Below are 26,840 nucleotides of genomic sequence, written 5' to 3'. Positions count from 1 at the left end.
TCAGTGTGTAAGGAATAATTTGCTGACAATAAATAGGAGCGCAAGGAGCGATTTACTGTGCGTTTATACAAGAACGCTGAGCTGATATAATAATACATAGTTATGACTGAAAAATTTACCGTCCAACCACTTCCAGGTTATAAAGAAGTTAAGCCGTTTGTTTATGCGGGTTTTTTCCCGGTGTCCAATGAAGACTACAATGACCTGAAAGAGGCAATTGAAAAGTTGAGTCTGAGCGATTCGGCGTTACAGTTCGAGCCGGAGAATTCGCCGGTTTTGGGCTACGGTGTGCGAATTGGATTTTTGGGATTGCTACATATGGATATTATTCGCGAGCGATTGGAACGTGAGTATAATTTGGATTTAATTGTGACCAATCCGAGTACTGATTATCAAGTTAGTCTGACGAATGGCGAGGAGCTGGATATCAAGTCTGCTAGTGAATTGCCCGACCCAGCGCAAATAAAAGAGATTCGCGAGCCGTGGATTGATGGTGAAATTGTCGTGCCGCAGGATTATATTGGTGCGGTGATTCAGTTGATCGTGAGTAAGCGTGGTCGCCAGAAAAACCTGAGCTACATTGACGAGCGAGCGCTGATTTCATTTGCGGCGCCACTTGCGAATTTGTTGACGGATTTTTATGACCAATTGAAATCTATTACCAGCGGCTACGGTTCGTTTAATTATGAGTTGGCAGATTATCAAGTGGAAGATTTGGTGCGCGTCGATTTTTATGTAGCGGGTGAGATGGTTGATTCGTTGAGCGTAATGTGCCATCGGTCGGAATCGCAGCATTTGGGGCGCGAGATTGTTAAGAAGTTGAAAGAAGTCGTGCCTCGTCAGAGTTTTGAGGTTTCATTGCAAGCGGCAATTGGCGGTAAATTTATTGCCAGGGAAAATATCGGCGCTTATCGAAAAGACGTTACGGGCTATCTTTACGGCGGCGATGTTAGTCGTAAAAAGAAGCTTCTCGCCAAGCAAGCGCGCGGTAAAAAACGAATGAAACGCTTTGGTAAGGTTGACATACCGAGCGAAGCATTTATGGTGATGCTAAAAAGGGATTAGTTGTGAAAAAACCTATTGTTTATATTGATATGGATGGCGTTTTGGCGGATTTCAAATCTGCTTTAACGAAGATATCGCCTGAGTTGATTGATGAGTTTGCCGGTCAGCACGATAATATTCCAGGAATTTTTTCTTTAATGGATCCAGTGCCTGGAGCTATCGATGCGGTTTACGCCCTGAAAGACAAATACGATTTATATATTTTATCTTCTTCTCCGTGGGAAAATCCGACGGCTTTGGGCGATAAGTTGGCGTGGGTGAAAAAGTATTTTGGCGGCGAAGGTTCGGATAATGTTTTCTTCCGTAAGGTTATTTTTTCGTCAGCAAAGAATTTGAGTCGAGGCGATATTTTGATTGACGATCGGACGGCGAATGGCGCGGGTGAGTTTTCTGGTCGGCTTATTCGTTTTGGAAGTTCTGAATTTCCCAATTGGCAATCTGTACTTGATGAGTTATTATAGGTAAATATTATGCCAAGTATCGAAGATCTTATTACAAATTATCAGCCAACTGAATCGACAATTGAGTTGGTTAAAAGTACGAAAATTGCGCTGCTTGCGGGAATTTCTGGTGCGGGCAAAGACACGATAAAAAAACAATTACTGAAGTCGCCGGAGTTTCGCGATATTGTTTCTCACACTACGCGCGCGCCACGCACAAATAATGGATGTGCCGAGCAAGATGGAATTGACTATCATTTTATTGATTCGCAAACTGCCGAAAATATGTTACAAAATAATGAATTTATCGAGGCGAAGTTTGTTCACGGTACAGTTTATGGGACATCGGTGGCTGAGCTGAAATTAGCGCATGATCAGAACCGCGTGGCAATTACCGACATTGACGTTCAGGGCGTGGAGGAATATGAGCGATTGGCGCCAGATAGCATTGCGATTTTCATTGTGCCGCCAAATAGTCAAACTTGGATTGAGCGATTAAAAAAGCGTTACGCAACTGAAGAAGATTTTCAAGCGGAGTGGCCAAAGCGTCACGCCTCGGCGGTAAAAGAGTTGGCTTACGCGCTTGAAGTTCCGTATTATCACGTGATTATCAATGACGATTTGGAGCGAGCAATTAGAGTGACCGAGGAAATTATTTTGCGCGGCGACGTGTTTAAACGTCAGGATGACGAGGCGCGTTTGGTAGCTCGAAATCTCCTCAATGATATAATTAATCTATGAGTTCAGTAAAAACTCCAAAAAAAATAGCAGCCAGGCAAGATCGTTCCTCGAAGACCTTGACTACATTGTTAGACCAATCCTTTTTTATCTTTGCAGGTTTGGCGTCGTTTTGGTTGGCGTGGTTGGTGCTTAGAGAAGGTTGGGTGACGGGCGGCTGGTGGCTGGTTGGCTTGTTCTTTGTTGTGTGGATAATTGTGGCATATTTGGCGCTGCCTAGGCTTCATCGAATTTTGAGCAATATGTACGTACCGAATTATTTTATCGGCAGGACGCGGACGGCGGACGGAGTATTAAGCGACCCCGTCAATTTGAGTGTGCGCGGCTCGGAAGAAAAGCTCCATAAGGCAATGACTGAGGCTGGCTGGGTTTTGGCGGATGACATAACTCCGAGGTCAGCTTGGAAAATGGTGCTTACAGTGCTGAGTGGTCGTAGTTATCCAAATGCACCAGTGTCGCCAGCATTTTTGTTTGGTAGGCGGCAAGACTTTGCCTATCAGCAGGAAGTTGACGGCAATCCAAGGCGTCGTCATCACGTTAGGTTTTGGCGATGTCCAAATGGCTGGCTTCTTCCTGGCGGTCATCGAGTTGATTGGTTGGCGGCTGGTACGTACGATAAGAGTATTGGCTTTTCTTTATTTACTTTTCAGTTCACGCATAAGATTGACGAGAATATTGATATTGAACGAGATTATATTATTGAGTCGGTTAAAAGTAACAATAAAAATGTTAGAGTGACGATATTAAAGGATTTTTCAACGGGCTATCATTCGCGCAATGGTCTCGGAGACTCCATTCGCACTGATGGCGATTTACCGATTTTGGAAGTCGGTCGGATAAAGACTGACGATAATGTCGCGACTTCAACGCGGCTCGGAGTGATTATGGACGGCACAATTTATGATCGTCATCCGCGAAATCACGAAACTTTATTAGAAGAGCTTTGGGGTCGCCGACCACCGCAGATTTTAATTGGCGGCGGACTAATGATTCTGGCGTCGTTGTTCACAATCGGGCAAATGCTGGTGGACTTTTCTAGCTGGCCGACGACTTTGGTGCAAGTTGCGAATATTGATGGAATTGATATAAATGCCGCGAATACCATGTTATCAATGATGGCTGGTTTTAATGTGTTGTTGGTCGTGGCGGAAATCGTTCTGGTTGGGCTGCTACTTCGGGGAAGTAGTCGGGCGCGAATCTCACTGCTTTCTGTGGCGACATTAGCTATTGTCACTGAATCTCTGTCTGTGACAATTGGGCGAATTAATGCGTCGATTATGCTGCTTTTGATCTCGATTGGTGTGCATATTATGATTATGATGTTGTTCTCTTCAGATGCAGCGCGCTACTTTACGGAAAGACGATAAGGCTTGGCACTCTGCTTGTATGAGTGCTAGATTTGCGATATAATCGGATTATGACCGAACGTCAACAAGCAATCCTTGTCGCGATTATTGAGCAATACGCTGAAATTGCGGCGCCAGTTGGTAGCGTAACGCTAGCCAAACTGTTTGGCGTGAGTAGCGCCACGATTCGCAGTGAAATGGCAAAACTTGAGGAGATGGGATTTATTGAGGCGCCCCACACGAGCGCAGGTCGAATTCCGACAGATAAGGGATATCGTTTTTATGTCAATGGAATCACGGCGGCGCAAATGACGGAATTGCCGAGCGGTATTGATAGCAGTACGAAGGCAATTGAGGCGCACGTCAATTCAAATGTTGATACTTCAGACAAAGCGATTCGTCGAGCAGTTGATGGTTTGGTAGAAATGACTGGCAATTTTGGTTTTGCGTCGTTTGGTTCGAGCTTGTATATGAACGGAATGACTCAGTTATTTAGTCAGCCAGAGTTTGGTGACGGCGATCACGTTCAGGCGGTTGCTAAATTGATTGACAATATCGAGCCGTGGCTGCGTGAAGCGGCACCGGATGAACCGCTAAATGTGTTTATTGGTAGCGAAAACCCAATTGGTAAAAGTAGTGGAGCTACGTTGATTATAAGTAAATTTAAGTCATCGTCTGGTGGCGATAATTACATCGGTGTGATTGGTCCGACGCGACAAAATTATCGTCGAACGATGGAGCTGGTGCGTCGTACGGGCGCGATGTTGGAAGAAGTCTTGTAGTGGCTAAAAGGAGGAAAAATGACGAAGAATAAAAAAGTTGAAGATTTAGAGAAAGAAATTGCTGAGCTGACGTCGGATTTGCAGCGAACTCGAGCGGATTTTGAGAATTATCGTAAGCGCGTGGAAGCGGAAAAACAATCAGCGCACGAGTTGGGCCAGACTAAGTCGGTGATGAAATTATTGCCAGTCATTGATACAATTGAGCGAGCTGTTGCCAACGTCCCAGAGGAACTTCAAGATAATGCGTGGGTTAAGGGTGTGGCTGGTCTGGGTAAGCAGCTTGACAAGCAATTGAAGGAGATTGGTTTGGAAAAAATTGACGCCAAACCCGGAACTTTGTTTAATCCTGAATTTCATCAGGCTGTTCAATTTGACGAATCGACGGATGGCGATAAGGAAATTATTGCCGAGGAGCTTCGCGCTGGTTATACTTTGAACGGTTCAGTTATTCGCGACGCAATGGTGAAAGTTGCTCGTCAGTAATATGATTGCGAAAAAAACAGCGATTAGCACTCTTGACATGAGAGTGCTAATTATTTATACTGAGATAGTTGGCACTCGCCACGAAAGAGTGCTAGAATGAATATAAGATATAGACCAGATGTGATCATAAAGAAAGGGGAATCATATGGGTAAAATTATTGGTATTGACCTCGGCACAACCAACAGCGCATTTGCGTATATGTTAGCTGGAAAGCCGGAGGTGATTTCTAACGCCGAAGGCAATCGTACTACGCCATCTGTAGTTGCGGTTAATAAAAAGGGCGAACGACTTGTCGGTCAAGTTGCTCAGCGTCAGCGCGTAACAAATCCAAAAAACACGATTTACGGTGTTAAGCGTTTGATTGGTCGTAAGTTTGATGATAAGGAAGTGCAAAAAGACTTGGATATCATGCCGTACAAGATTGTTAAAAAAGGTACTGGCGTGGCGGTCGAAATGGGCGATAAGGAATATACGCCAGAAGAAGTTTCAGCAATGATTCTTAGTAAGATCAAGTCTGACGCCGAAGCTTTCTTGGGTGAAAAAGTGACGGAAGCAGTGATTACAGTGCCGGCTTACTTTGACGATTCACAACGCCAAGCAACTAAGGATGCTGGTAAAATTGCTGGATTGGAAGTTAAGCGCATTATCAATGAGCCAACAGCTGCGGCTTTGGCATACGGTTTGGAGAAGGGTAAAAACGACGAAACTATCGTAGTGTTCGACCTTGGTGGTGGTACGTTTGACGTGTCGGTGCTGGAACTCGGTGACGGCGTATTTGAGGTTAAGGCAACTAATGGTGACACACACCTTGGTGGTGAAGATTTCGACAACGCTATTGTCAATTACTTCTTGGATGATTTCAAATCGAAGGAAGGAATTGATCTTCGTAAAGATAATGCAGCAATGCAACGCCTAAAGGACGAGGCTGAAAAGGCAAAGAAAGAATTGTCAACAGTTACGGAATATGAAGTCAACATTCCATTTATTACTGCTGACGCCGATGGTCCAAAGCACTTTGAAATGAGCTTGAGTCGCGCTAAGTTGGAAGATTTGGTTAAGGATCTATTGGATCGCTTGGATGGTCCAGTAGAAAAGGCTTTGAAGGATGCCAAACTTTCTAAGTCCGACATTAACAATGTAGTTATGGTTGGTGGAATGACTCGTATGCCAGCTGTGGTCGAGCGCGTGAAGAATTTCTTTGGAAAAGATCCAATGCAAGGCGTGAACCCAGATGAGGTTGTGGCTGTCGGTGCCGCAATTCAAGGTGGTGTCTTGGCTGGTGATGTTAAGGATGTGTTGCTTCTGGACGTGACTCCGCTTTCTCTTGGAATTGAGACGATGGGCGGTGTATCGACGAAGTTGATTGACCGAAATACGACGATTCCAACAAGCAAGAGTGAAGTTTTCTCAACTGCTGCGGATAACCAGCCTCAGGTGGAAATTCACGTTCTTCAAGGTGAGCGCGAGTTTGCTAATGACAATAAGAGTTTGGGTCGTTTTGTGCTTGATGGTATTGCGCCAGCGCCACGCGGCGTGCCTCAAATTGAAGTGACCTTTAACATTGACGCCAACGGTATTCTTAACGTTACGGCTAAGGACAAGGGAACAGGCAAAGAGCAGTCAATCACCATTCAAAACTCCGGTAATATGAGTAAGGAAGATATTGAGAAGGCGCAAAAAGAAGCCGAACTTCACGCGGACGAAGACAGGAAAAAGCGCGAAACTGTCGATACGAAGAATCAGCTTGAAAACGCTATTTATCAGGCAAAGAAAATGCCGGACGAATTCAAAGATAAGATTTCTGACGACGACAAGCAAGCGATTGAAAAGGCTGTCGAAGAGGCTGAAAAGCACAAAGATTCTGAGGATAAGGACGAATTGGATGCTGCAATTAAAGCCTTGAACGACGCGATTATGCCAATTGGGTCCAAGATGTATCAACAATCAGCCGACGATAAAAAAGCCGACGAATCTGGCGACAAAAAGTCTGATAAAGACGAGCCGGTCGAAGGCGAAATTGTCGACGAAAAATAAACCTAACGTATTTACAAAGAAGGCTGCTCGATAAAAAGAGTGGCCTTTTTTGAACTTAGCACTCTTGCACTGAGAGTGCTAAACGCGTATAATATATAAGGTATGAGTAAGCGTGATTATTATGAAATATTGGGCGTTCCAAAGACCGCTTCTGAAGATGAGATAAAAAAGGCTTTTCGTAAATTAGCAATTAAATATCACCCTGATAAGCAGGGCGGCGATGAGGCTAAGTTTAAGGAAATTAATGAGGCCTATGAAGTTTTGAAAGACAAGCAGAAGCGACAGCGTTATGATCAATTTGGTCATGCTGGCGTGGGTGGTGCTTCTGGCGGCGGTTTTTCCGGTAATCCGTTTGAGGGATTTGGTGGATTTGGCGGTCAAAATGTTCACTTTGATTTTGGTGATGGTGGACTAGGTGATATTTTTAGCCAATTCTTCGGTGGTGCGGCTGGCGGCGCTGGGAATGGTCGTTCGCGTGGGCGTGATGTTGAAACTAGCGTAACACTAAGTTTTGAGGACGCGGTATTTGGTGTAGAAAAGAAAATTAGTTTAATGCTGGATGTTGAATGTGAACATTGTCATGGCGATGGCGCCGAGCCTGGATTTGGAATGAAAACGTGCCCAACTTGTAAGGGCGCGGGTCAGCAAACTCGAACGATGAATTCGCTATTTGGACAAATTCAGCAGGCGGTTGTTTGTGAAACTTGTCATGGTAAGGGGAAAGTTCCTGAAAAAGAATGTTCAGTTTGTCGAGGAAAAGGCACGAACCGACAGAATCAGGATATCACTATTAAAATTCCGGCAGGGATTGATGATGGAGCGACAATTCGTCTGCGCGATCGTGGAGAAACGGTTGCTGGTGGTAGTAGAGGTGATTTGTATGTCCACATTCGTGTTAAGGCGCATAAGAAATTCACTCGTGAAGGCAATATTATTCTTAGCGAAGAACATATTTCTATGGTTGATGCGGCACTGGGAACGGAGATTGATGTAGAGACTGTGGACGGCATAATAACGATGAAAATCCCAGCGGGTACTCAGAGCGGCACCGACTTCAAGTTGTCAGGTCATGGCGTGCCACATTTACACAGCGAATCTCGTGGCCCGCATATTGTGGGTGTTATTGTTGATACGCCAACTAAATTGACCAAAAAGCAGAAGGAGCTTTTGGAGCAATTTAAGGGCGCGAAAAAACGAGGGTTGTTTTCCTAGTATATTTGCCGAGAAAAAATCCTGTGCTATACTGAAGCTAACATAAGAGGGATTGAAGGTATGGGATTAATTTTTCTGGTAATAGCTATTATTGTAGTAATTAAGCTAATAAGATTATTACAGAGAGGTAATAGCCAGCCGTCTAATTATTCTGAAGATTATCGGCAGGGATATTGGGATGGTGTGCGTGATGCACAAAATGGATGCGCCAAAATTGAGAATGACAACGGTCAAGTGAGGCTTATTACAGAGAATCAAAACGCCGCTTCGCGGCTTGCGAGTACGCCGTTAAATATCAGTAAAAATGAGAATCTCGATAATATAATTCCTACTAGTATTTCCACATCTGAAGAGAGAGTAAATATGGTCGCCGTGCCTGTTGAGAATAATATTGAACGAGCACCACATATTGACGACAGGGAAAAGGAGAGGGGTCGTAAGACTACAATTAATATAGCTCTATATACAGCATCGCTACTTCTGACTGCGGGAATATTGCTTCTGGCTCAGACAATTAATCTATCTATCCAACTTAGGTTTGGATTGGTGTGGCTGTTTATTTTTATTTATTATATTATTGGTCAGATATTGTATGCTCGCTTGCCAATATTGAAATCTGCGTCGACGGCACTTATTGGCACCGCCTTGGCAGCTGTACCAATTGGCGGCTGGACTATGAATTTACTTTTAGGTATTGACCCTGCATGGTGCTGGCTTATTACCTCTGTAATTGGTGTTGTTTTGTGTGTTGATGCTACAGTGAGATTGAATAGTAGACCTCTTGCTTATGTATCGCTACTATCGATGTTTACGATGACGACTAGTTTGCCGGCTGTTGTGCATGCGCAGCTGGTCTGGTATTACGTTGTAATGCTGCTATTTGGATGTTTGATGACTGTGGCTGCGTATTTTTCTAGTCGTCTTCCTCGTCAGTTTGTCGAACCGTTAAACGTTGTAAATCCGTTTATCGTGCCGATGACGATGTTTGTCGCGCTTAGCTCGTCGGTATATATGGGCACATTAGATATTAGCGTACTGTTATTTGCTAGCGTTGCATATTACTTTACGGTTGCTCTTGTTGAGAAGTCTAAAAAGATGCGTACTTATGAATTGACAACAGCTCGCTTATTGTTAATGGTGCTGGCTACTAGTTTCACAATGTATTTATCTGACGATAATCAGTTGGTCGTAAGCGTGATTCTAGGGTTAGCGGCGCTTGGAAATATAATCTGGTCCGCTGTATCAATGTACGTTCAGAAACAGTACGATAGACATCATGAAATAGTATTGTGGGCTAGTTTTGTTGTGTCGCTAAGTGCTTTGTTTGGCGTGATCGGCTCTGGAGATTCGCTACGAATGACGATTGCTTCTATTTTGATCGGCGTTATTTCAGCAATTAGTCTTGCAATTCTTTTTTTGTTACGCCGTGCCCGCTTCGGTATTATGGTTGTGATATCTGGGATTCTATTGGTGCCGATTGGTATAACACTATTTAATATTGATATAGCTATAGCACCACGCGTACAGTATCTAATTTTTCTATTCATGACGCCACTGCCAGTTATTTGCCGATTGCTAATTTTGAAGCGTCCGAATATTAGTAAAAGTCAGGCTGCTTTAGTGTATGGCGCTGCGTCAACTTGGCTATTAATGGCGATGTTTACTTCAGCGATGATAGCCACTTATGCGACAGAGGAAGCCCTGATGTGTCTATCGGGCGCGATAGCTATCGGTGCTGGCATTATGAGTGTGGCTGTATGGCGCGAAAAAGTTTATGAGTTTGTAGTTGGAGTCCATACTTCTTTAATGTTGTCAGTATTTTTGCTAGCTTTAGGTTTTGCGGTGTCTAGTGAAAACGTCTCTATTTTAATGGCGTGGATAAATGTGTCGTCGCTATTAATAGTAGAATGGCTTTATCGTCGTCATAGCAATACAGCCATCAAAAGTCGTGAGCTGTTTCTATATTCTATTATTGGCGTAGCTATCATTGTTGTGTTGTCGTCAATTCATCCGATAGTTTGGTTACCGCTAGTGGTGTCACTATACTATGCGTTTTACCGATGTCGTAGAGAGGTTTATTTGGGCGGGGCATATCTTACGACAATCATCTTTGTTTTATTATTCCTGCATTGGTTGAATATACCGTTTAATGACAATCTCGCAATTGCTGCATGGGTGAGTCTGGTTGGTTTTGGGTCTTTGTACTGGCTGTTGCGAATGAATATGCAATCGTCAATTATTGGTGATATGACGCTGTGCGCTGCTACAGTTCCAGCGATAGCGCTTCCAATGATTAATCTACTGGCAACATATGATTTGTCGTTCAAGGTATTGGGATGGCTAGCGGCCGTAGTAGCTCTTTATATGGCGGTACTTGCTAAACGAGATTGGCGAATAATGACAATAGCTGCGCACCCGAGTCTAGTGTTGTTACTTTGCCTTATAGCTCAATGGTTTACTATTCCACTCGAATTTATGTCAGTCGTTGCCCTGGTCATTTTTGCGGTGTTTTACGGCTTGGCTATTGCTGCGCGAATCAGAAAGATGTCGAGTCGTTGGTACTACTCTTCATTCTATAGCGCCATCGGCTGGTCGGTAGTCTTATTGTCTATTACTACATCAGTTAGCGCTACTGTGGCGTCAGTGATTCTGGCGGCGCTAGTGTGGATAATTAATGGTATCGCCTTGATGTCTGAAGGTGTTCCTAAAAAGAATATTTTATATTTTGATTCAGGTGTGATCCTGATTTTGTGCGGCGTTTTATTTACTATTAAAAATCTAGCCTTACCCGTTCACTCTATCACAATACCATATTTGTGGTCAGCGGCAATTCTTTCGGGAGCAGTAATGTCGTGGCGTTGGTTGGGGTATATTCATAAGTCTACTACGGTACACCTAGTGCTGGCTCTTTCTGTGCTTAGTCTGCCGACTCTTATCTTGGCGTTTGCAGGAGACAGCGTCATGGAAATATTATTCCTAATAGAGCATTCATTGATGGTTGTCGTGGGGTTGGCGCTTAACAAACGACTGATTACGACCTGGGGTGCTGTATGTGTGACATTAGCTTTGATATATCTATTGTCGGGATACACTTATGTATTAGCTATTTTGGCTGGTATATCTATCATTGTAGCGGTGACAATTGTGGTAGCGAGAGCTCAAAGAAGCAAAAGGCAAGATATTGTAAAAAGATAGTTTTTATGCCATAATATGGACGTATGAAAGAAAAAACCGTTATTGGCTCAACTGAGTTTGTAGATTTTGGTAAGCGAGCGCAAAAAGTCCCAGCTAAAATTGATACGGGCGCCGATTCCAGTGCGGTTTGGGCGAGCAATATTCGCATAGATAAGGACGGCGTGTTAAAATTCTCTATTTTTGGTGAGGGTTCGCCCTATTATAACGGTAAAATATTTAAGAGAACTGATTATTCTGTAGCGAGGGTGCGTAGTTCGTCTGGGCATGAGCAGATTCGTTACCGGACACATTTTTGGGTAAAAATTAGTGGGCGAAAAATTAAAATGTTGATGAATTTGTCTGATCGGTCGAAGAATGAATTCCCGGTGCTAATTGGAAGACGGTCGATTTCTGGAAAATTCCTAGTGGATGTCTCAAGAAAAAATGTTCGCAGGAAAAAACCGTCCGTAACTTCTAGTCTTAATGAAGAAGTGAAATTGAATCCATACGAATTTTATAAAAAATATCATCAGAAAGGTGAAGAAAAATAATGCGAATTGCAATCTTATCCAACGGCAACATTAATTATTCGACGCTTCGCCTGAAAGAAGAGGCTGAAAAGCGCGGTCATCAAGTTAAAGTTATTAAGTATAAAAACTGCTACGTTTCAATTGATGAAAAGCATCCGACGGTCATCTATAAAGGTAAGGAAATTGGTGATTTTGACGTGGTGATTCCGCGAATCGCGAGCCATATGACAAAGTATGGAACAGCGGTTTTGCGTCAATTGGAGATGATGTATCCGAAGGCGTTTTTCATGAATCGCTCGATTGCAATTACTAGGGCGCGAGACAAATTGCGTTCAACGCAGTTGTTGGTAAAAGCGGGAGTATCGATTCCGAAGACGGTATTTTCCCGAAACGCGACTGACATTGATTCGCTCATTGAAGAGATTGGTGGTATGCCGGCGATTATTAAGTTAGCGCGCGGCACGCACGGAAATGGCGTGGTTCTGGCGGAAACTAAGAAGGCTGCCAAGTCGGTTCTGCAGGCGTTCTATTTGACCAACTCGGATGGCACGAACGTGCTGCTCCAGGAGTTTATTAGAGAGTCGGCTGGTGTCGATATTCGTGCGTTTGTGGTTGGTAGTCAAGTGGTGGCTAGTATGAAGCGTCAGAGTTTGGACGATGATTTTCGTAGCAATTTACACAAGGGCGGCGAAGGAACCAGTATAAAATTGACAGATTCTGAGCGTAAAATGTGCGTGAAAGCCGCTAAGGCAATGGGATTAACGGTTGCCGGAGTCGACTTCATGAGGTCAAGCCGTGGAGCTTTGGTGCTGGAGGTTAATGCTAGTCCAGGATTTGGAATTGAGAAAATTACTCGCCGAAATGTGGCTGGAAAGATAATTGAATACATCGATCGAAACGCCAAGCGCGGCAATAAAAAAGATAAAATCGGCGCTTAAGCATAAACTTGTTATAATAGGTTTATGGACGAGCCTCGTCACTCGACAGTAACTCAGACTGTCATCAAATGGATATTTATCTGCGGTATGCTAATGGTTATTGGTGGGGCAATTTTTTATGCTTTCCGAACGGTTTCGCCAAAAACGGAAATGATTTACCTGAATAAGACGATGCTTCAGGCGGAAATTGCTAATGACGAAGAATCGCAGCAGAAAGGTCTGTCCGGAAGGTTGGGGATTGATGAGAATTATGCCATGCTATTTGTCTTTGATCATAACGATCGTCATAAAATGTGGATGAAAGATATGAAGTTTTCGGTTGATATGATTTGGATCAATGATAAAAAGCGCGTTGTCTATGTAAAACATAACGTCAAGCCAGACGCTGAGCCGCATGAAAAATATGCGCCACCGGTTCCTGCAAAGTATGTGTTGGAGGTGAAGGCGGGAGTTGCTAAGCAGGCGAGCGCTACAGCTGGGTCACAGGTAAAATTTGATTTGGAGGAGGATAAATGAGCGTAATAATTCTATTTGGAGTAATTTTAGTAACGGTTTTTGCGGTTGCATTTGTTTCATCTCGAAGATTCGGTCCATTGGCGTTGGCGTTGGCGACGGGATTTTTACTATCAGAATGGTGGGGTAGCTGGCTGACGGGGGTGCTGGACAGCTTGAAGTTGGAAACTGGTTTATTGCCAAATGGTGTAATTTCGGGATTAGTCTTAACGTTGGTTCCGTTAATTATGCTTCTTCTAAGCGGACCTAGATATCAGAAAAAACATGAGAGAATTGTCTCGGCGGTGGGAATCGCGTTTTTGACAGCAGCGCTATTGGTGGTTCCTCTGGGAAAATATATATCACTAGACGGACAGGCGCTGGAGCTGTATAAGATTTTCGCGAATAATTGGCGATATGTGGCTACGTTTGGTCTGGTGTGTGGTCTAATTGATATTTTTTCACTACATACTGGCGGACATAAACTCGCTAAGTATTGACCTTTGTGTTGGTTTGTGCTAGGATGAAGAAAGCGGATATTCCGAATGGGTCCATAGCTCAGCTGGTTAGAGCACCTGCCTTTTAAGCAGGGTGTCCCGGGTTCAAGCCCCGGTGGACCCTCCAAATTTGAAATCGACTCCCTTGGCGGAGTCTTTTTTATGGCTTCGGATCTAGATATACTTTAAGTATGAATAGTTGGCTATTTGAGAAGTTGCATATTTCTTGGTTGGTGACGGCGTGGTGCCTTGGCTTGACAATTGGCGTAATTTCCATCCATTATATACCGCGGTCGTTTGCGGCGAATCTATTATTTTTATTGGTCGGGCTGGCTATTTTTGTAATCGTGGCAATTTGGCGCTGGCGATTTTTTGTGATTTTAGCAATTATTTCTGGAGTTTTGGTTGGTCTTTGGCGCGGTGAAATCGGCAGAAAAGGCGTGGAGGTTTATGATTCGTTAATCGGAAAAGTCGCAATTGTCCAAGGTCAAGTTTTGGAGGATCCTGATCTCGATAAAAATAGTCAAACGGTTCTTAGGTTGGGCAATTTGCGAATGAATAATGAAAAATTGCCGGGACAAATTTGGGTGACGACGCCAGATAAAAACTCAATTAAGCGTAGTGATATTGTGAAGGTTAAGGGTAAAATGACGGCGGGATTCGGGGCTTTTTCAACAAGCATATATCGGGCGAAAATTATTAGCGCCGAAAGACCCGTTCCAGGTGATGTGGCGGTGGGAGTTCGCGATTGGTTTGCCGGGCGAGTTCGCACTCACGTTCCAGAGTCTGAATCTGCGTTGGGGCTGGGATTTTTATTGGGTTTAAGGCGTGCTATGCCGACTGAATTAAGTGACAATTTGAAAATTGCTGGACTAACGCATATCGTGGTGGCGAGCGGCTATAATTTAACAATTTTAGTTCGTTTAGCGCGACGATTATTCGCCAAGCGATCAAAATATTTAGCGATGCTCAGCGCGGCTGTTATGATAATTGGTTTTATGGCGGTGACTGGATTAAGTCCCAGTATGTCGAGAGCTGGTTTGGTGGCGGGACTGAGTTTGGCGGCGTGGTATTATGGTCGGACAATTCATCCGCTGGTTCTGCTTCCCGTGTCGGCAGCAATCACGCTATTGATAAATCCACAATTTGGTTGGGGCGATTTGGGCTGGCAATTAAGTTTTGCTTCATTTGCGGGCGTAATTATGTTAGCGCCACTTTTACATTCTTACTTTTTTGGCAATAAAGAACCAGGCGCGTTTCGACAGATTTTAATTGAAACTTTGTCGGCGCAAATTATGACATTGCCGCTACTTATGATGAGTTTTGGGGTTATTAGTAATGTGGCGTTAATTGCGAATATGTTAATTTTGTCGTTTGTACCGCTAGCGATGCTGCTGACGTTTATGTCGGGTGTGATGGTTTTTGTGCCGATGATTGGTGTGTTGATTGCAATTCCGACGACGTGGTTACTTGGCTATATGATTCAAGTCACCAATTGGACGGCTGGATTTGAATGGGCTCAAATGGAAGTTAGTATCAATCTGTGGCAGTGTGCGGTTTTATATGTGGCGCTAATTTTGGCAATGATTTGGATGAAAAAGCAAACTAGATTAGACCTCGCTAAGATAAATATTGTGGAGTAGTGTATAATAGTAACAGATTGAAATAGCAAATAACTTTAGGAGAAATTATGTCAGGACACAGTAAATGGGCTACAACTCACCGACAAAAAGCGATTGTTGACGCTAAGCGCGGCGCGATTTTTACGAAATTGGGTAATCAAATTGCTATTGCAGCACGTGGCGGCACAGACCCGGCGCTGAACTCAAGTTTGGCGATGGCAATTGAAAAAGCTAAGGCTGCAAATATGCCTAGCTCAAACATCCAGCGAGCAATTGACCGAGTGGCGGATAAGAGTGCGGCGGCTTTGGAGGAAATTGCTTACGAAGGTTATGGTCCTGGCGGCGTGGGTGTTATTATTGAAACGGCGACAGATAATCGCAATCGAACATTGCCAGAAGTAAAAACTGCGTTGGTTAAAAATGGCGGGCGAATTGCCGATGCTGGTAGTGTGATGTTCCAATTTACACGCAAAGGCGTCATTACTATCGAAGGCAGCGGGGAAGATTTGTTGCTAGCGGTTTTGGACGCTGGCGCCGAAGATGCTGTCGAGGAAGACGGCGAAATTATCGTGTATACGGAGTTGAAAGATTTGGCGAGCGTGCGGAATAAATTGGTTGAGCAAGGCTTGAAGGTTAAAGATGCAGAGTTACGATATATTGCCAATACGCCGATAGAAATTGCCGACATGGAAACTGCGCAGAAATTGATGAAGATGATTGATGCGTTGGACGATTTGGATGACGTTGTGAATGTTCATACAAATGCGGATATCACGGCGGAATAAAATTATCGCTTTAAGAAATCGCTCCTTTTTTGGGGCGATTTTTAATTTGACAAAAAGTACGCTAAACTAAAGATGATTAACCATAAGCAAGGAGCGAGCATGAAATATTTGCGCAACACACTACTTATGATACTAGCCGCGGCACTAATAATGCCGTCGCCGTTGGTTTTGGCGGAAGGCGTTTCAGGTGCTGCTCAAGAGTCGAAAGTTGATGACGTTAAGACTGTTGATAATAGTCTTAAATCGGCTGAGGAAGCGAAAGATTCAGTTGTTGATAAGAAGCAGGTCGCTAGCAATTCACCTTCTCAATCAAGTGAAAATCTCGAGACTCCAACGGAGAATTCATCTATAGATAGTCCGAGCGAAAATCCTGCTACCAATGAGTCTTCAAAGTCCGAGCCAAACCCCGAATCTGAGCCGCTAAAAACAGATAATTCAGATAAAAGCACAGAAGAAAATGCGCCGATATTAATTTCAAAGATTAGTCAGGACAAAAAATACGTTGAGATTTATAATCGGACGAATCAGAATGTTAATTTGGCTGATTGGAAAATAGAGTATTACGCTGGATCTGGCGCTAAAACCGTTGGAAAAATTTTCAAGGATGAAGTAATCTTAGCGAACGAATTTTTGGTTTTGTCGAATGATAATATGTTGGCGGGCGCCATAAAGTTTGATAATAATTTAGGTTTGGCTCAGAATGATGGATCTGTCGTGTTGTCGCGTTCGGACGGGTCGGTCGCAGATATTGTCGGCTGGGGAAATAATTCAAAGTCTGCGGGCTCGCCAATTAAAGGCGGTGTGAAGATTGTTTGGCGCTGTTTTGTTGGTGAAAATATTATTGATTCGAAAAATAATTCCACTGATTTTTTGTCGAGTAAAGATTCCGACAATCAGGAAGTTGTGCCGTATTCACGACCAAATTGTAAGAGTCCAGAGCCTAAACCTGAACCTTCAAAAGAGCTGAATAAATGTGAAGGTCTGAGGCTAAGTGAAATTGCGTCGAATGTTGATGAACAATTTATTGAGATTATCAATTCTAGCGAAAAAACCGTCATTACGACAGGCTGTAAATTGACGGTTGGCGATTCTGGCGTTCGTGAAAATATTGGTGACATCGAATTAAATCCTGGTGAATTTTTAACGATCAAAATAAAAAATACGAAGCTGAAATTGCCAAAAACAAAAGGAAAAGTTTATTTACTAGACGAGGCTGGCTCGAAAATTGATTCCACTGAATATGAGAAGTTATCGAAAAGCTCTTCGTGGAGTTTGATTGATGATGAGTGGATGCAAACGTTTATGATAACTGAAAATTCTGAGAATATCTTTAAGGAATATCCAGACTGTCAGAATGGTTACGAGCGAAATGCGCTGGGCAAATGTGTGAAAATTGCCACCCCGCCAGCTGAAAGTCCTTGTCCTGTTGGTCAATACCGCCATCCGGAAACTCACCGTTGTCGAAAAATTGAAGCGGTAAAAGCTATTACGCCCTGTAAAGATGGCTATTATCGTAGTGAAGAAACTGGCAGATGTCGATCTATCGCATCGGCTGCAGCAAAAACTTTGAAGCCTTGCCCAGAAGGTCAATTCCGCAATTCAGCTACGGGTCGATGTAAGAAAATTGCCTCCACTGACGATATAGCAAAAGAATGTCCAGAAGGATTTGAGCGTAATCCGCAAACTAAGCGATGTCGAAAGATAAAATCTGCAAATATGCCAACTGTTGGTTCGGCGGCTGCTGAAGTTAAGCAAGTCGCTGGTGCTACTTGGGGCTGGTGGGTGTTTGGTGGCATGAGCTTACTAGCCGTCGGTTACGGCGTATGGCAGTGGCGATGGGAAATTTCGCAATTTGTACGAAAAATCCGCGAAAGCATTAAATCCGCAAGCGGTAAATAATTGCTATAATAAAGATATGAGAATTATCGGGATTGACCCGGGAACGGGGATTTTGGGGTTTGGTGTGATTGATTTTTCTCGTGGCAAGTTTAAGATGGTTACGGCGGGAGTTGTGACAACGCCGGCACATACGCCAATTGACGAAAGGCTTGAAGATATTTTTGATAGCCTGACAGAAATTATTGCCGAAACAAATCCTGATGTTATGTCGATTGAAAAGCTATTTTTTGCGCGTAATGTTACGACGGCGATTTCTGTGGCGGAAGCGCGCGGTGTGGCGATGTTGACTGGGCGAAAAGCCGGAATGCCGATTGCAGAATATACGCCTTTGCAAATAAAGCAAACTTTGACCGGCTATGGCAAGGCTGACAAAAAGCAGGTTCAGGAAATGGTGCGACTTAATTTGGGTTTGAAAGATGTTCCGAAGCCGGATGACTGCGCGGATGCTTTGGCTGCAGCAATTACACACGCGGCGATGAATCGGGTATAATTGAAATATGATTGCACATGTTTTTGGAAAAGTTGCTGAGAAATTTAACGGCTCGTTAGTCATTGATGTTCATGGTGTTGGATATGAAGTTAGTGTGGCGACTAATGATTTTGACGCGGTGACATTAGATCAAGAAGTAAAATTTTACACTTATCATCACGTGCGCGAACAGTCTGAGGAATTGTTTGGGTTCTCTAGCTTGGCGGCGAAAAAGTTATTTGAAATGTTAATCACGGTTCAGGGGGTTGGCCCGAAGGCTGCGCTGGCTATCTTGAGCTTGGGTGATGCCGAGCAAGTGCGCAACGCTATTGCTAACGCTGACAGCGGTTTTGTGCAAAAGGCTACTGGCGTTGGCAAAAAAACTGCCGAGCGAGTGGTGGTTGATCTGAGTGATAAAGTTGGTTTACCGACTCATTACGGCCGAACGGAAGCTCCGCTACAGACTGAATTGAACACTTCTGATGAAGCTTTGGAGGCATTGATGGCTTTGGGCTACACATTAGCGGATGCCACTAAGGCACTTGAAAACGTTGATGTCAATTTGCCAACAGCTCAGCGAGTAACTGAGGCTTTGAAGAAATAAAAAAGGACGCTAAGATGGCGCCCTTTTGAATAATAGGTAAATTTTCTAAGGCTCAATGACTATCTTTTTATTTGACCAAAATGAAGGCTGGTAGTGAATTTTAATTTTTGAATCTTTTGCAACCTCAAAAATAACAGAACCTTCTTTTTTGCCGTTGACTGCTAGGTCGCCAGACCCTAGGTTGTCGCTTGCAGTGAAGGCTGTGCCACTTGGTCCTTCAATAGCGCCATTTGTGTCCTCAATTTTCCAATCAAATGTATTGAAAGACAATTCGCTATCTGATTTGTTGACGATTGAAACATTTGCTTTAACATATTCTTTGCCGTCACCAGCTTTAATGAACTGGTTGCCAGAATTCCAATTTCGTTCAATCGACTTGATTGTTACTTCTTTGCCGTCGAAAGCGATAGTTTCGCCGACTTTGAAAGTAGTTTTTTCGGTTGGTTTATTTTCCGAAGTAGCGTTATTATTGTTTGTATTGACGACAGTGGCTTTGTTCTGTTGCGATGCGCTGGATACTCCAATCACAATAATAACAATAATTACCCAAAACCACACCTTCTTAAAAATTGGTTTTTTCTCGCTTGTATTCATCATCTCCTCCTATGAGATTTGCTGTCCAATAAAAAGGACAGCCGTTAAATTTGGCTGTCTACACCTAGAACGTAGAGTTTACGCTCGAATAACGGCTGCCCATTATATGCGTAAACAATACGTTTGAAACGTTGAGTTCTAGATGTAGACAATTCTATTGTACTATAAATGTTATAATTAGTTTATGGCAATTGAAAGAATAGTTGATACGAGTTCGCATGATGACGACTCTGAAGAGCAGCGAATTGAAGTTAGTTTGCGTCCGCAGAGTTTTTCTGAGTATGTTGGCCAAGAGAGATTGAAGAGAAATTTACGTTTGGCAATTGATGCAGCCAAAAAGCGCGGCGAGCCGTTGGATCACGTATTATTATATGGTCCGCCGGGGCTTGGTAAAACAACTATGGCAACGGTGATTGCTAATGAAATGGGCACGAATCTGCGGATTACTAGCGGTCCGGCTATTGAAAAAGCGGGTGATTTGGCGTCGATTCTGACTAATTTGTCGGACGGTGATATTCTGTTTATCGATGAGATTCATCGGTTGGGGCGATCAGTGGAGGAAATCTTGTACTCCGCAATGGAAGATTTTAAGCTGGATATTGTGATTGGAAAAGGTCCGGCAGCGCGATCAATTCGATTAGATTTGCCGCGATTTACGGTGATTGGTGCGACGACGCGCACTGGAAGTTTGGCGGCGCCTTTGCGTGATAGGTTTGGGCATATTTACCGCTTGGAATTTTACACGCCAGAGGATATTGCGAAAATTGTGACGCGTAGTGCAAAGATTTTGGAGTCGTCAATTCGAAGTGAAGCGGCGGATTTATTGTCGACGCGAGCGCGCTTGACGCCACGTATTGCCAATAGACTTCTTAAGCGCGTCCGTGATTACGCCGACGTTAATGGCGACGGAATAATTGATGTAAAAACTACAACCAACGCTTTGGAAATGCTGGAAGTGGATGAGTTGGGCTTGGATCCGGCTGATCGTAATTTATTACAATCGATTCTTGAAAATTATGGCGATAATCCTGTTGGATTAACAACAATTGCGGCGTTAACTGGCGACGAAGCGACGACAATTGAGGATTTTTATGAACCATATTTGCTACAAATTGGGTTTATTGAGCGTACACCGCGTGGTCGTCGAGTGACGATTAAAGCGAAGCGGCATTTGGGAAAATAGTTATCGTATTCTTCGGCTTTTTGTGTTTTAATAAAACCAGACAAACTTAACTAGGAGCCGCCATGGGCAAAAAACAAGCAACGACATCACCAGTTAAGAATTCTAAAGCTAGGCGCTGGCTACGACGATTTATAATTTTGGTGGGAATTTTGGCTGGTTTGTGGCTGGTCAATTTTTTAACTTGGCTGCCAGCGTATATAGAAGTGTGGAATATGGCACGAGATCCAATGGCTGAAAAGGGCGTTTTGGGCTTAAAGCTGAAATCGTCACGCGAGAGACATCGCATACCTACAGAGCGCGGATTTTTAAAAAAGAGCACATCTCTATCAGTTGATAGATATTATGAGATGCCCCAGAATGAGTCGGTGAGTGATTTGTTAAATAGGCTACGACGATACGCTGAAGATTCTGGCTGGAAGCTAGACAAAGAGAGGTCTGGGGAGGAATATTTTGTAGGATATAAAGATATAGAGGGTAGGGAATACTCTCTCTGGGTTAGCGTTATACTAAACGATAAGTATAACAATGGTGTTCATATAAGTGTTGAGGGCTTGGGTGATTAATATGAAAATTAGAGTTATTATATTATCTTTCTTTGTAGCTATTATTTCTGGCCTTTTTATACAACAGTCGGCACAAGGCGAGGTTGTTCCTTATAATTACGCAGGAAAGAAACTTACGATTACATTATTAGGCGATTCTTATTCGGCCGGAAATGGCGCTGATGGGTATGAATATGGTCCTGCTGTCTGTCATCGCAACAGTAATAACTGGGCGGAAATGTATAAAAGATGGCTAAGCAATAACGGACTGTCAGTAACGCTTATAAATCACGCTTGTTCTGGAGCTAAAATTAATGCCTTCTTGAAGGATAAGAATGCGGGTAGTGTTGTAAAAACGATTAGTGATGATCCGGGCAAGCTAGCGACGAATGAACAGATTATTAAATATGCAGAAGACAGGGATATTTGCAATATTAAACCGAATAACGACTTAAAAGTTGCTTATAGGATCATAAGTAGTACGATTGGCTCTAAGCGCGGAAAAAAACAGAAAAGAGTCAATATAAGATGTAATTATACGATTCGACGACAACTTGATAATGTGGATCGCAGCACGGATATGGTAATGATGACGATTGGTGGAAATGATTTGGATTTTGACGGCATTGTTAAGTCTTGTTTTGCCGCTGTAATAAGATCTGCTTCAGATTGCAAAACAAAGATAAATGACGCAAGAAATAATATGGGAGATTTAGAGCTAAATCTTAGAGGTATTTTATCATCGCTTAATTCTCGTTTACGTCCAGACGCGAAAATAGTCCTTTTAGGATACCCGCTACTAGCACTTGATAATGGCGAGAAGCTATCCGATTTTTCGGTTGCTAGCGAAGTGCGTAAGTTAGGGCTGGAAGGTAATTTACGCCAGAAAAAGGTGGTTGAAGAATATAATAAAAGCCTCGGTAAAGAGAAAGTGATTTTTATTGATAGTTTGCCAAAGCGGTTTTCTGGACATGAGCCAGACGCCTCAATATTTAAGAGGAATCACGATCGTTGGATTCATGAATTCCTTGAGCCAAATGCATTCAATATGAGCTCGTGGTATCATCCAAACTTCTTTGGGCATAGCAATTATATGTCAGCACTTCGCGAAAAAGTACCACTGCCTAATTTGGTGAAACCAATAACGAAAACGAATGGCGATATTGATATTGTATTTGTTATTGACACGACCGGTTCGATGGGTAGTTCAATTAATGCTGTTAGAAATAACATTCGAAATATAGTTGAGTCGATCAGTTCGAAAACGAAGAGTGCTAGATTTGCACTGGTTACTTATCAAGATCATCCGTGTTGTGGCGGAAGCTCGGGAGACTATCCGTCCAAAATTGAGACAGATTTTACGAGTAGTGCCGAGGTGTTTAATAAGGCTGTCAATTCTATTCAACTCGGTAATGGCGGCGATGATGAAGAATCTGTTTATTCTGGCATTAAGGCGGGGCTGAATCTACAGTGGCGAGCGGGAGTAAAAAAGATTATGATTGTGATTGGTGACGCTCCAGCTAAGAATCCAGAACCAGTTACTGAGCTAACCGAACAATCTATCGTTGATGCTGCTTATGCTGTTGATCCAGCTCAAATATATATTATTGATACTTCTGGACATGATGCGATGGCACCTGTGATGTCTTTGGCTGAAAGAACGGGCGGCGCATATTTACAAGCTGACGATAATGATAAGCTCGTTGATCAAGTTAATGCGTCGGTTGAAAATGTGACGAATAAACCGAATGCTTGGATAAATCGTCAATATGTGGCGAAAATTGGTGACACATTAGAATTGGATGGCGCTGGTTCTTATTCGGCAAATGGTAAGATCGTAAAATATGAATGGGATGTCGATCAAGACGGCGTGTATGACGTGACGACGGATAAGCCCTTTGTTAATTATACGTTTACTAAGGAATTTTCTGGGCTGTTAACGCTTAGGGTGACTGATAGTTCTGGATTAATGAACGTAGCGACGACGACTTTGACGGTTAGTGATGACGGCGATGAACATGAACGGGAATTTGATAATTGTCCAGATGTGGCTAATCCAGATCAAGCTGATTATGACAAGGATGGAATTGGTGACGCTTGTGATTCTGATCCAGGATATTTGGAGGAATATGGCTATTATCAGATGTTAGAGTATGAAAAGAATCAAGCAAAGAAAGATGATAGTAAAAAAGAAAATACAAATCGTAAACCTGTTGACGTGTCTTCGAGTAATAAAGTAAACGACGGTGATAACAAGGAAATAGCTACCATAGATTCTGGCGGTAAAGACGTAAAACTTCAGGAAAATAGTAGCGTTAATGAGATGGAGTCGGGGGAAACTCAGAAGAAATCCGAGGATAATAATGAAGACAACAGGGGCGGATCGTCGTGGCTTGGTGCTGCTGCAGCTGTTGGAATGGTTGCAATCAGTGCAGCAATAATAGCTATAAAAGTTTATCGCCAAAAAACAAGATTATCTTAAGTTCTGTCGTGTTATAATATAGGCATGAATCCACAAACATCCTCGTCAGAAGATTTAACGCAGCCTGTTGCGTACGATGCTGATGGTCGACCACTATACCATCATCCGTCACAGACTGGTCGTCCAGCTCCGGTTGTGGCGCAGACGAATTCTTATGTGACGGCAAGACCAGAAATTATTGATGGGGAGAATTTTGATCCGCGATTGCGTAGTCAATATGCCAATGAGCCGCAAGTCGTACATGTTGCGCGAGATATTGACCCGAAGCCGTTTACTATTAGCGATGACCTGAAGCAAAAGCATGAAAAATCAGTCCAGCAATACCCGAATCTCAATTTGAGTGAAGGTGAATATATTATTTTGGATATTAAACGCCATCCAATTGGCATGCTAATCCCGACGGGAATCTCGGTTTTTTTGGTGGTGATGATCATGGTGTTTGTGATGTTTTATCCATCAATTGCTCGTGACGCAATTATCTCGCCGATGCCTTCGCTGACCGATGTGTTTGGCGTGGCAATGTTGCTTATTGGGATAGTGGCGCTTGGCGGTGCGGTGTCTTTGTGGATATATTTGCAGAATCATTTTTACATGACCAACGAAAGTGTAATTCAGGAAATCCAGGGTAGCTTATTTTATAGGCATGAGCAAACGGTGAGCTTAGGCAGTATTGAAGATGCAAGCTTCCTCCAATCTGGAATTATTCAGACTCTTTTCAATTACGGCACGATTCGTCTCAGCACCGAGGGTGAAGAAACGACATATATATTCCATTTTGTGGCAAATCCACGCAAGCAAATTGCGATAATCAATAATGCCATTGAAGACTTTAAGAATGGCCGTCCCGTTTGTGATGATTAGCTAATTATTTGTGGCGACTTTCTTTTACGTAGTCGTCTTCATCGACAAGCGTCGCAACGAGTTTATATGACTTACACTTTCCGTCATTGCAATTTGAAGATTCATAGCGGTAACTGCTGTCTTTCTCGCCAATTTTCTTACCCTGCGGATCTTTTAATAATGCGGGATCCATAGTCGGAAGCGTACCTTCTTCTAACTTCTCTGGGTAATAGCCATTTTTAACGTAAAAACCTTCTTCCAGGCTATAATGCATGGCGTTAATCGCGGTGCGTTTTTTGGCGTTGTTTGATTCGTTGGTTAATTTTGTATATTGTGAGAAACCTAAGATTGCGATAATAATCAAGAAAGTCGCTACAACCAAAAGTTCAATAATAGTGAAACCGTTTCGCTTATTCATGAATGTAATTATAGCAAATCTTGCGACAAATCGGTATAATAAAGGAAGTAACTAAGGAGGGAATGCTATGGCAAAATCAGACAGTAAAACAGTAAATCCAGAAAAGTCAAGTCAGGCATCGGATAAAAAAGTTGATGAAGGTAAGCTTAAGGCGCTTGGTCTAGCGATGGACCAAATCACCAAGCAATTTGGCGACGGATCAATTATGAAATTAGGCGAGGCTCATAAAGTCGATGTTGAAGTAATTCCTTCTGGTGCTTTGAGTTTGGATTTAGCGCTCGGTGGCGGATATCCAAAAGGTCGTATCATAGAAATCTATGGTCCAGAAAGCTCAGGTAAGACAACATTGACGCTTCACGCTATTGCAGAAATTCAGAAGCAGGGTGGAACGGCGGCGTTTATTGATGCTGAGCATGCCCTTGATCCAGCATACGCCAAGCGTCTGGGTGTGGACACGGAAAATTTGTTGGTTTCTCAGCCAGATAACGGCGAGCAAGCATTGGAAATTACGGAGACGTTGGTTCGTTCGAACGCGGTGGATTTGGTGATAGTCGACTCGGTGGCTGCCTTGACACCACAGGCTGAAATTGATGGCGATATGGGTGATTCTCACATGGGTCTTCAGGCTCGATTAATGAGCCAGGCTCTACGTAAATTGACGGGAATTATCAATAAGTCAAAAGCCACGGTGATCTTTATCAATCAGATTCGTATGAAAATTGGCGTGATGTTTGGTAATCCTGAAACGACAACTGGCGGTAATGCGTTGAAGTTTTATGCGTCGCAGCGAATTGACATTCGTCGAATTGGTCAGATCAAAGTTGGCGATGATATTATTGGTAACCGCACGAAAATTAAGGTCGTGAAGAATAAGATTGCACCGCCGTTCCGTGTGGCTGAATTTGACATTATGTACAACGAGGGAATTAGTAAAACTGGCGATATTTTGGACTTGGCGGCAACACACGGTATAGTTGAAAAGTCGGGTGCGTTTTATAAATATAACGGCGAAACGATTGGTCAGGGGCGCGATAAAACGAAGACTTATTTGAAGGAAAATCCTGAGGTTCTGGCGGAAATTGATCAGAAAGTGCGTGATAAAGTGAAGGAGGAGGAAAAGTAATGCGAGCAGTAGAGTCCAGATATTCAGCCGAACACCACATGGCGTCAGTTAATCTTATTTTTGATGATGAGCAGACCGCTTACCTTCGAGAACTGTCGGAAAAAATGAATCTTGATTTCGGTGAGTTTATTCCACACGCAACGCTAATCAATGTAACTGAGCAGGATATGTCGCGTCTCAAGTTGGCTGCCGCTGCGTTGCCGCCCCTAGACAAACTGGTACTTGACGGTGTTAACTTCTTGCCAGATGAAGCCGGTAACTGTGTTTGTGTTGAATTGCGTGTACAGAAAACCTCCTGGATGGTTGAAGTACGTCGGAAGTTGCTTGAAATACTGGACGACATTCATCCAGGGCTGGATATCGATGGATTTCGTCCACACATTACGCTTGGCATTGTCGAGGCTGGTACGCTCGGCGATGTCGATATGAGCGCTATTCCGCGCCAACTGCCGGTTATTACTAAGCCGCGTGCCGCTGCTTGTTATAACGGCGTACATGGCAAAGTGGTTGAGGTGGTCGAATAGTCCACCAGTAGCTAGCGCATAGT

General features: G+C 43.3%; 26 protein-coding genes and 1 tRNA gene. 25 read left to right on the top strand and 2 right to left on the bottom strand.

The genetic code is table 11. The features are described from left to right. Positions 1-102: 102 nt before the first annotated feature. The 19 genes from LRM46_RS00705 to ruvA all read left to right on the top strand — a co-directional run bounded on the left by LRM46_RS00705 (position 103) and on the right by ruvA (position 19,111). Positions 103-1,065: an elongation factor 4 family protein gene (locus LRM46_RS00705; protein WP_243813175.1), complete on the top strand. Its 963-nt coding sequence runs from the start codon at positions 103-105 to the stop codon at positions 1,063-1,065. A 2-nt stretch (positions 1,066-1,067) separates the two neighbouring features. Further along, positions 1,068-1,526 (top strand): 5' nucleotidase, NT5C type, encoded by a 459-nt coding sequence (locus LRM46_RS00700; protein ID WP_243813174.1) that lies wholly within the window; start codon positions 1,068-1,070, stop codon positions 1,524-1,526. Positions 1,527-1,535: 9 nt separating this feature from the next. Then, positions 1,536-2,246, top strand: a complete 711-nt coding sequence (locus LRM46_RS00695; protein WP_178142755.1) for a guanylate kinase — start codon at positions 1,536-1,538, stop codon at positions 2,244-2,246. Continuing rightward, on the top strand, positions 2,243-3,610 hold the full coding sequence (locus tag LRM46_RS00690) for an LssY C-terminal domain-containing protein (RefSeq protein ID WP_243813173.1): 1,368 nt from the start codon (positions 2,243-2,245) through the stop codon (positions 3,608-3,610). Before LRM46_RS00695 ends, LRM46_RS00690 begins: the two co-directional genes overlap by 4 nt. A gap of 50 nt (positions 3,611-3,660) precedes the next feature. Next, on the top strand, positions 3,661-4,371 hold the full coding sequence (locus LRM46_RS00685) for a transcriptional regulator (protein WP_129631658.1): 711 nt from the start codon (positions 3,661-3,663) through the stop codon (positions 4,369-4,371). Between the two features lie 18 nt (positions 4,372-4,389). Further along, a complete protein-coding gene (locus tag LRM46_RS00680; protein ID WP_243813172.1) occupies positions 4,390-4,854 on the top strand; it encodes a nucleotide exchange factor GrpE in 465 nt (154 codons plus the stop codon). A 145-nt stretch (positions 4,855-4,999) separates the two neighbouring features. Continuing rightward, on the top strand, positions 5,000-6,889 hold the full coding sequence (gene dnaK, locus LRM46_RS00675) for a molecular chaperone DnaK (protein ID WP_259372792.1): 1,890 nt from the start codon (positions 5,000-5,002) through the stop codon (positions 6,887-6,889). A gap of 102 nt (positions 6,890-6,991) precedes the next feature. Next, on the top strand, positions 6,992-8,101 hold the full coding sequence (gene dnaJ / locus LRM46_RS00670) for a molecular chaperone DnaJ (protein ID WP_243813171.1): 1,110 nt from the start codon (positions 6,992-6,994) through the stop codon (positions 8,099-8,101). A 60-nt stretch (positions 8,102-8,161) separates the two neighbouring features. Next, positions 8,162-11,296 (top strand): hypothetical protein, encoded by a 3,135-nt coding sequence (locus LRM46_RS00665; RefSeq protein ID WP_243813170.1) that lies wholly within the window; start codon positions 8,162-8,164, stop codon positions 11,294-11,296. A gap of 23 nt (positions 11,297-11,319) precedes the next feature. Further along, the gene (locus LRM46_RS00660; protein WP_243813169.1) at positions 11,320-11,826 is read left to right on the top strand and encodes an ATP-dependent zinc protease family protein; all 507 of its coding nucleotides are present in this window, start codon (positions 11,320-11,322) and stop codon (positions 11,824-11,826) included. Further along, positions 11,826-12,743, top strand: coding sequence for a RimK family alpha-L-glutamate ligase (locus LRM46_RS00655; protein WP_129743736.1), 918 nt, complete (start codon positions 11,826-11,828; stop codon positions 12,741-12,743). The genes LRM46_RS00660 and LRM46_RS00655 overlap by 1 nt, the downstream gene beginning before the upstream one ends. Before the next feature lie 24 nt (positions 12,744-12,767). After that, positions 12,768-13,259, top strand: a complete 492-nt coding sequence (locus tag LRM46_RS00650; RefSeq protein WP_129745312.1) for a DUF192 domain-containing protein — start codon at positions 12,768-12,770, stop codon at positions 13,257-13,259. After that, positions 13,256-13,735, top strand: coding sequence for a hypothetical protein (locus LRM46_RS00645; protein WP_243813168.1), 480 nt, complete (start codon positions 13,256-13,258; stop codon positions 13,733-13,735). The genes LRM46_RS00650 and LRM46_RS00645 overlap by 4 nt, the downstream gene beginning before the upstream one ends. A gap of 47 nt (positions 13,736-13,782) precedes the next feature. After that, positions 13,783-13,859, top strand: a tRNA-Lys gene (locus LRM46_RS00640). A 64-nt stretch (positions 13,860-13,923) separates the two neighbouring features. Next, positions 13,924-15,375 (top strand): ComEC/Rec2 family competence protein, encoded by a 1,452-nt coding sequence (locus LRM46_RS00635; RefSeq protein ID WP_243813167.1) that lies wholly within the window; start codon positions 13,924-13,926, stop codon positions 15,373-15,375. 47 nt (positions 15,376-15,422) lie between these two features. Continuing rightward, positions 15,423-16,139, top strand: coding sequence for a YebC/PmpR family DNA-binding transcriptional regulator (locus LRM46_RS00630; RefSeq protein ID WP_129635224.1), 717 nt, complete (start codon positions 15,423-15,425; stop codon positions 16,137-16,139). 99 nt (positions 16,140-16,238) lie between these two features. After that, positions 16,239-18,038, top strand: coding sequence for a lamin tail domain-containing protein (locus LRM46_RS00625; RefSeq protein WP_243813166.1), 1,800 nt, complete (start codon positions 16,239-16,241; stop codon positions 18,036-18,038). Positions 18,039-18,054: 16 nt separating this feature from the next. After that, on the top strand, positions 18,055-18,528 hold the full coding sequence (gene ruvC / locus LRM46_RS00620) for a crossover junction endodeoxyribonuclease RuvC (protein ID WP_129631598.1): 474 nt from the start codon (positions 18,055-18,057) through the stop codon (positions 18,526-18,528). Positions 18,529-18,535: 7 nt separating this feature from the next. Next, positions 18,536-19,111 (top strand): Holliday junction branch migration protein RuvA, encoded by a 576-nt coding sequence (ruvA, locus tag LRM46_RS00615; RefSeq protein ID WP_243813165.1) that lies wholly within the window; start codon positions 18,536-18,538, stop codon positions 19,109-19,111. Positions 19,112-19,156: 45 nt separating this feature from the next. Here the strand turns inward: ruvA and LRM46_RS00610 are convergent, their stop codons facing one another. Next, positions 19,157-19,705: a DUF4352 domain-containing protein gene (locus LRM46_RS00610; RefSeq protein WP_243813164.1), complete on the bottom strand. Its 549-nt coding sequence runs from the start codon at positions 19,703-19,705 to the stop codon at positions 19,157-19,159. A gap of 184 nt (positions 19,706-19,889) precedes the next feature. Here LRM46_RS00610 and ruvB point away from each other — a divergent pair, with 184 nt between their 5' ends. The 4 genes from ruvB (at position 19,890) to LRM46_RS00590 (ending at position 24,773) form a co-directional block, all read left to right on the top strand. Beyond that, positions 19,890-20,888, top strand: coding sequence for a Holliday junction branch migration DNA helicase RuvB (ruvB, locus tag LRM46_RS00605; RefSeq protein ID WP_243813163.1), 999 nt, complete (start codon positions 19,890-19,892; stop codon positions 20,886-20,888). Between the two features lie 62 nt (positions 20,889-20,950). Beyond that, positions 20,951-21,451, top strand: coding sequence for a hypothetical protein (locus tag LRM46_RS00600; RefSeq protein ID WP_243813162.1), 501 nt, complete (start codon positions 20,951-20,953; stop codon positions 21,449-21,451). A 1-nt stretch (position 21,452) separates the two neighbouring features. Then, positions 21,453-23,912, top strand: a complete 2,460-nt coding sequence (locus LRM46_RS00595) for a VWA domain-containing protein (protein WP_129745296.1) — start codon at positions 21,453-21,455, stop codon at positions 23,910-23,912. Positions 23,913-23,936: 24 nt separating this feature from the next. Then, entirely contained in the window at positions 23,937-24,773 is an 837-nt protein-coding gene (locus LRM46_RS00590; RefSeq protein WP_129745294.1) for a PH domain-containing protein, read from the top strand. A gap of 4 nt (positions 24,774-24,777) precedes the next feature. Here the strand turns inward: LRM46_RS00590 and LRM46_RS00585 are convergent, their stop codons facing one another. After that, positions 24,778-25,170 (bottom strand): type II secretion system protein, encoded by a 393-nt coding sequence (locus LRM46_RS00585; RefSeq protein WP_129637085.1) that lies wholly within the window; start codon positions 25,168-25,170, stop codon positions 24,778-24,780. A 67-nt stretch (positions 25,171-25,237) separates the two neighbouring features. Here LRM46_RS00585 and recA point away from each other — a divergent pair, with 67 nt between their 5' ends. After that, positions 25,238-26,293: a recombinase RecA gene (recA, locus tag LRM46_RS00580; protein WP_129637086.1), complete on the top strand. Its 1,056-nt coding sequence runs from the start codon at positions 25,238-25,240 to the stop codon at positions 26,291-26,293. Next, the gene (locus tag LRM46_RS00575; RefSeq protein WP_243813161.1) at positions 26,293-26,817 is read left to right on the top strand and encodes a 2'-5' RNA ligase family protein; all 525 of its coding nucleotides are present in this window, start codon (positions 26,293-26,295) and stop codon (positions 26,815-26,817) included. Before recA ends, LRM46_RS00575 begins: the two co-directional genes overlap by 1 nt. The last annotated feature ends 23 nt before the right edge of the window (positions 26,818-26,840 follow it).

This window comes from Candidatus Nanosynbacter sp. HMT-352 (assembly GCF_022819345.1).
In the GTDB taxonomy this organism is placed as follows: domain Bacteria; phylum Patescibacteriota; class Saccharimonadia; order Saccharimonadales; family Saccharimonadaceae; genus Nanosynbacter.
This window is presented reverse-complemented; position numbering and strand designations above follow the sequence as displayed.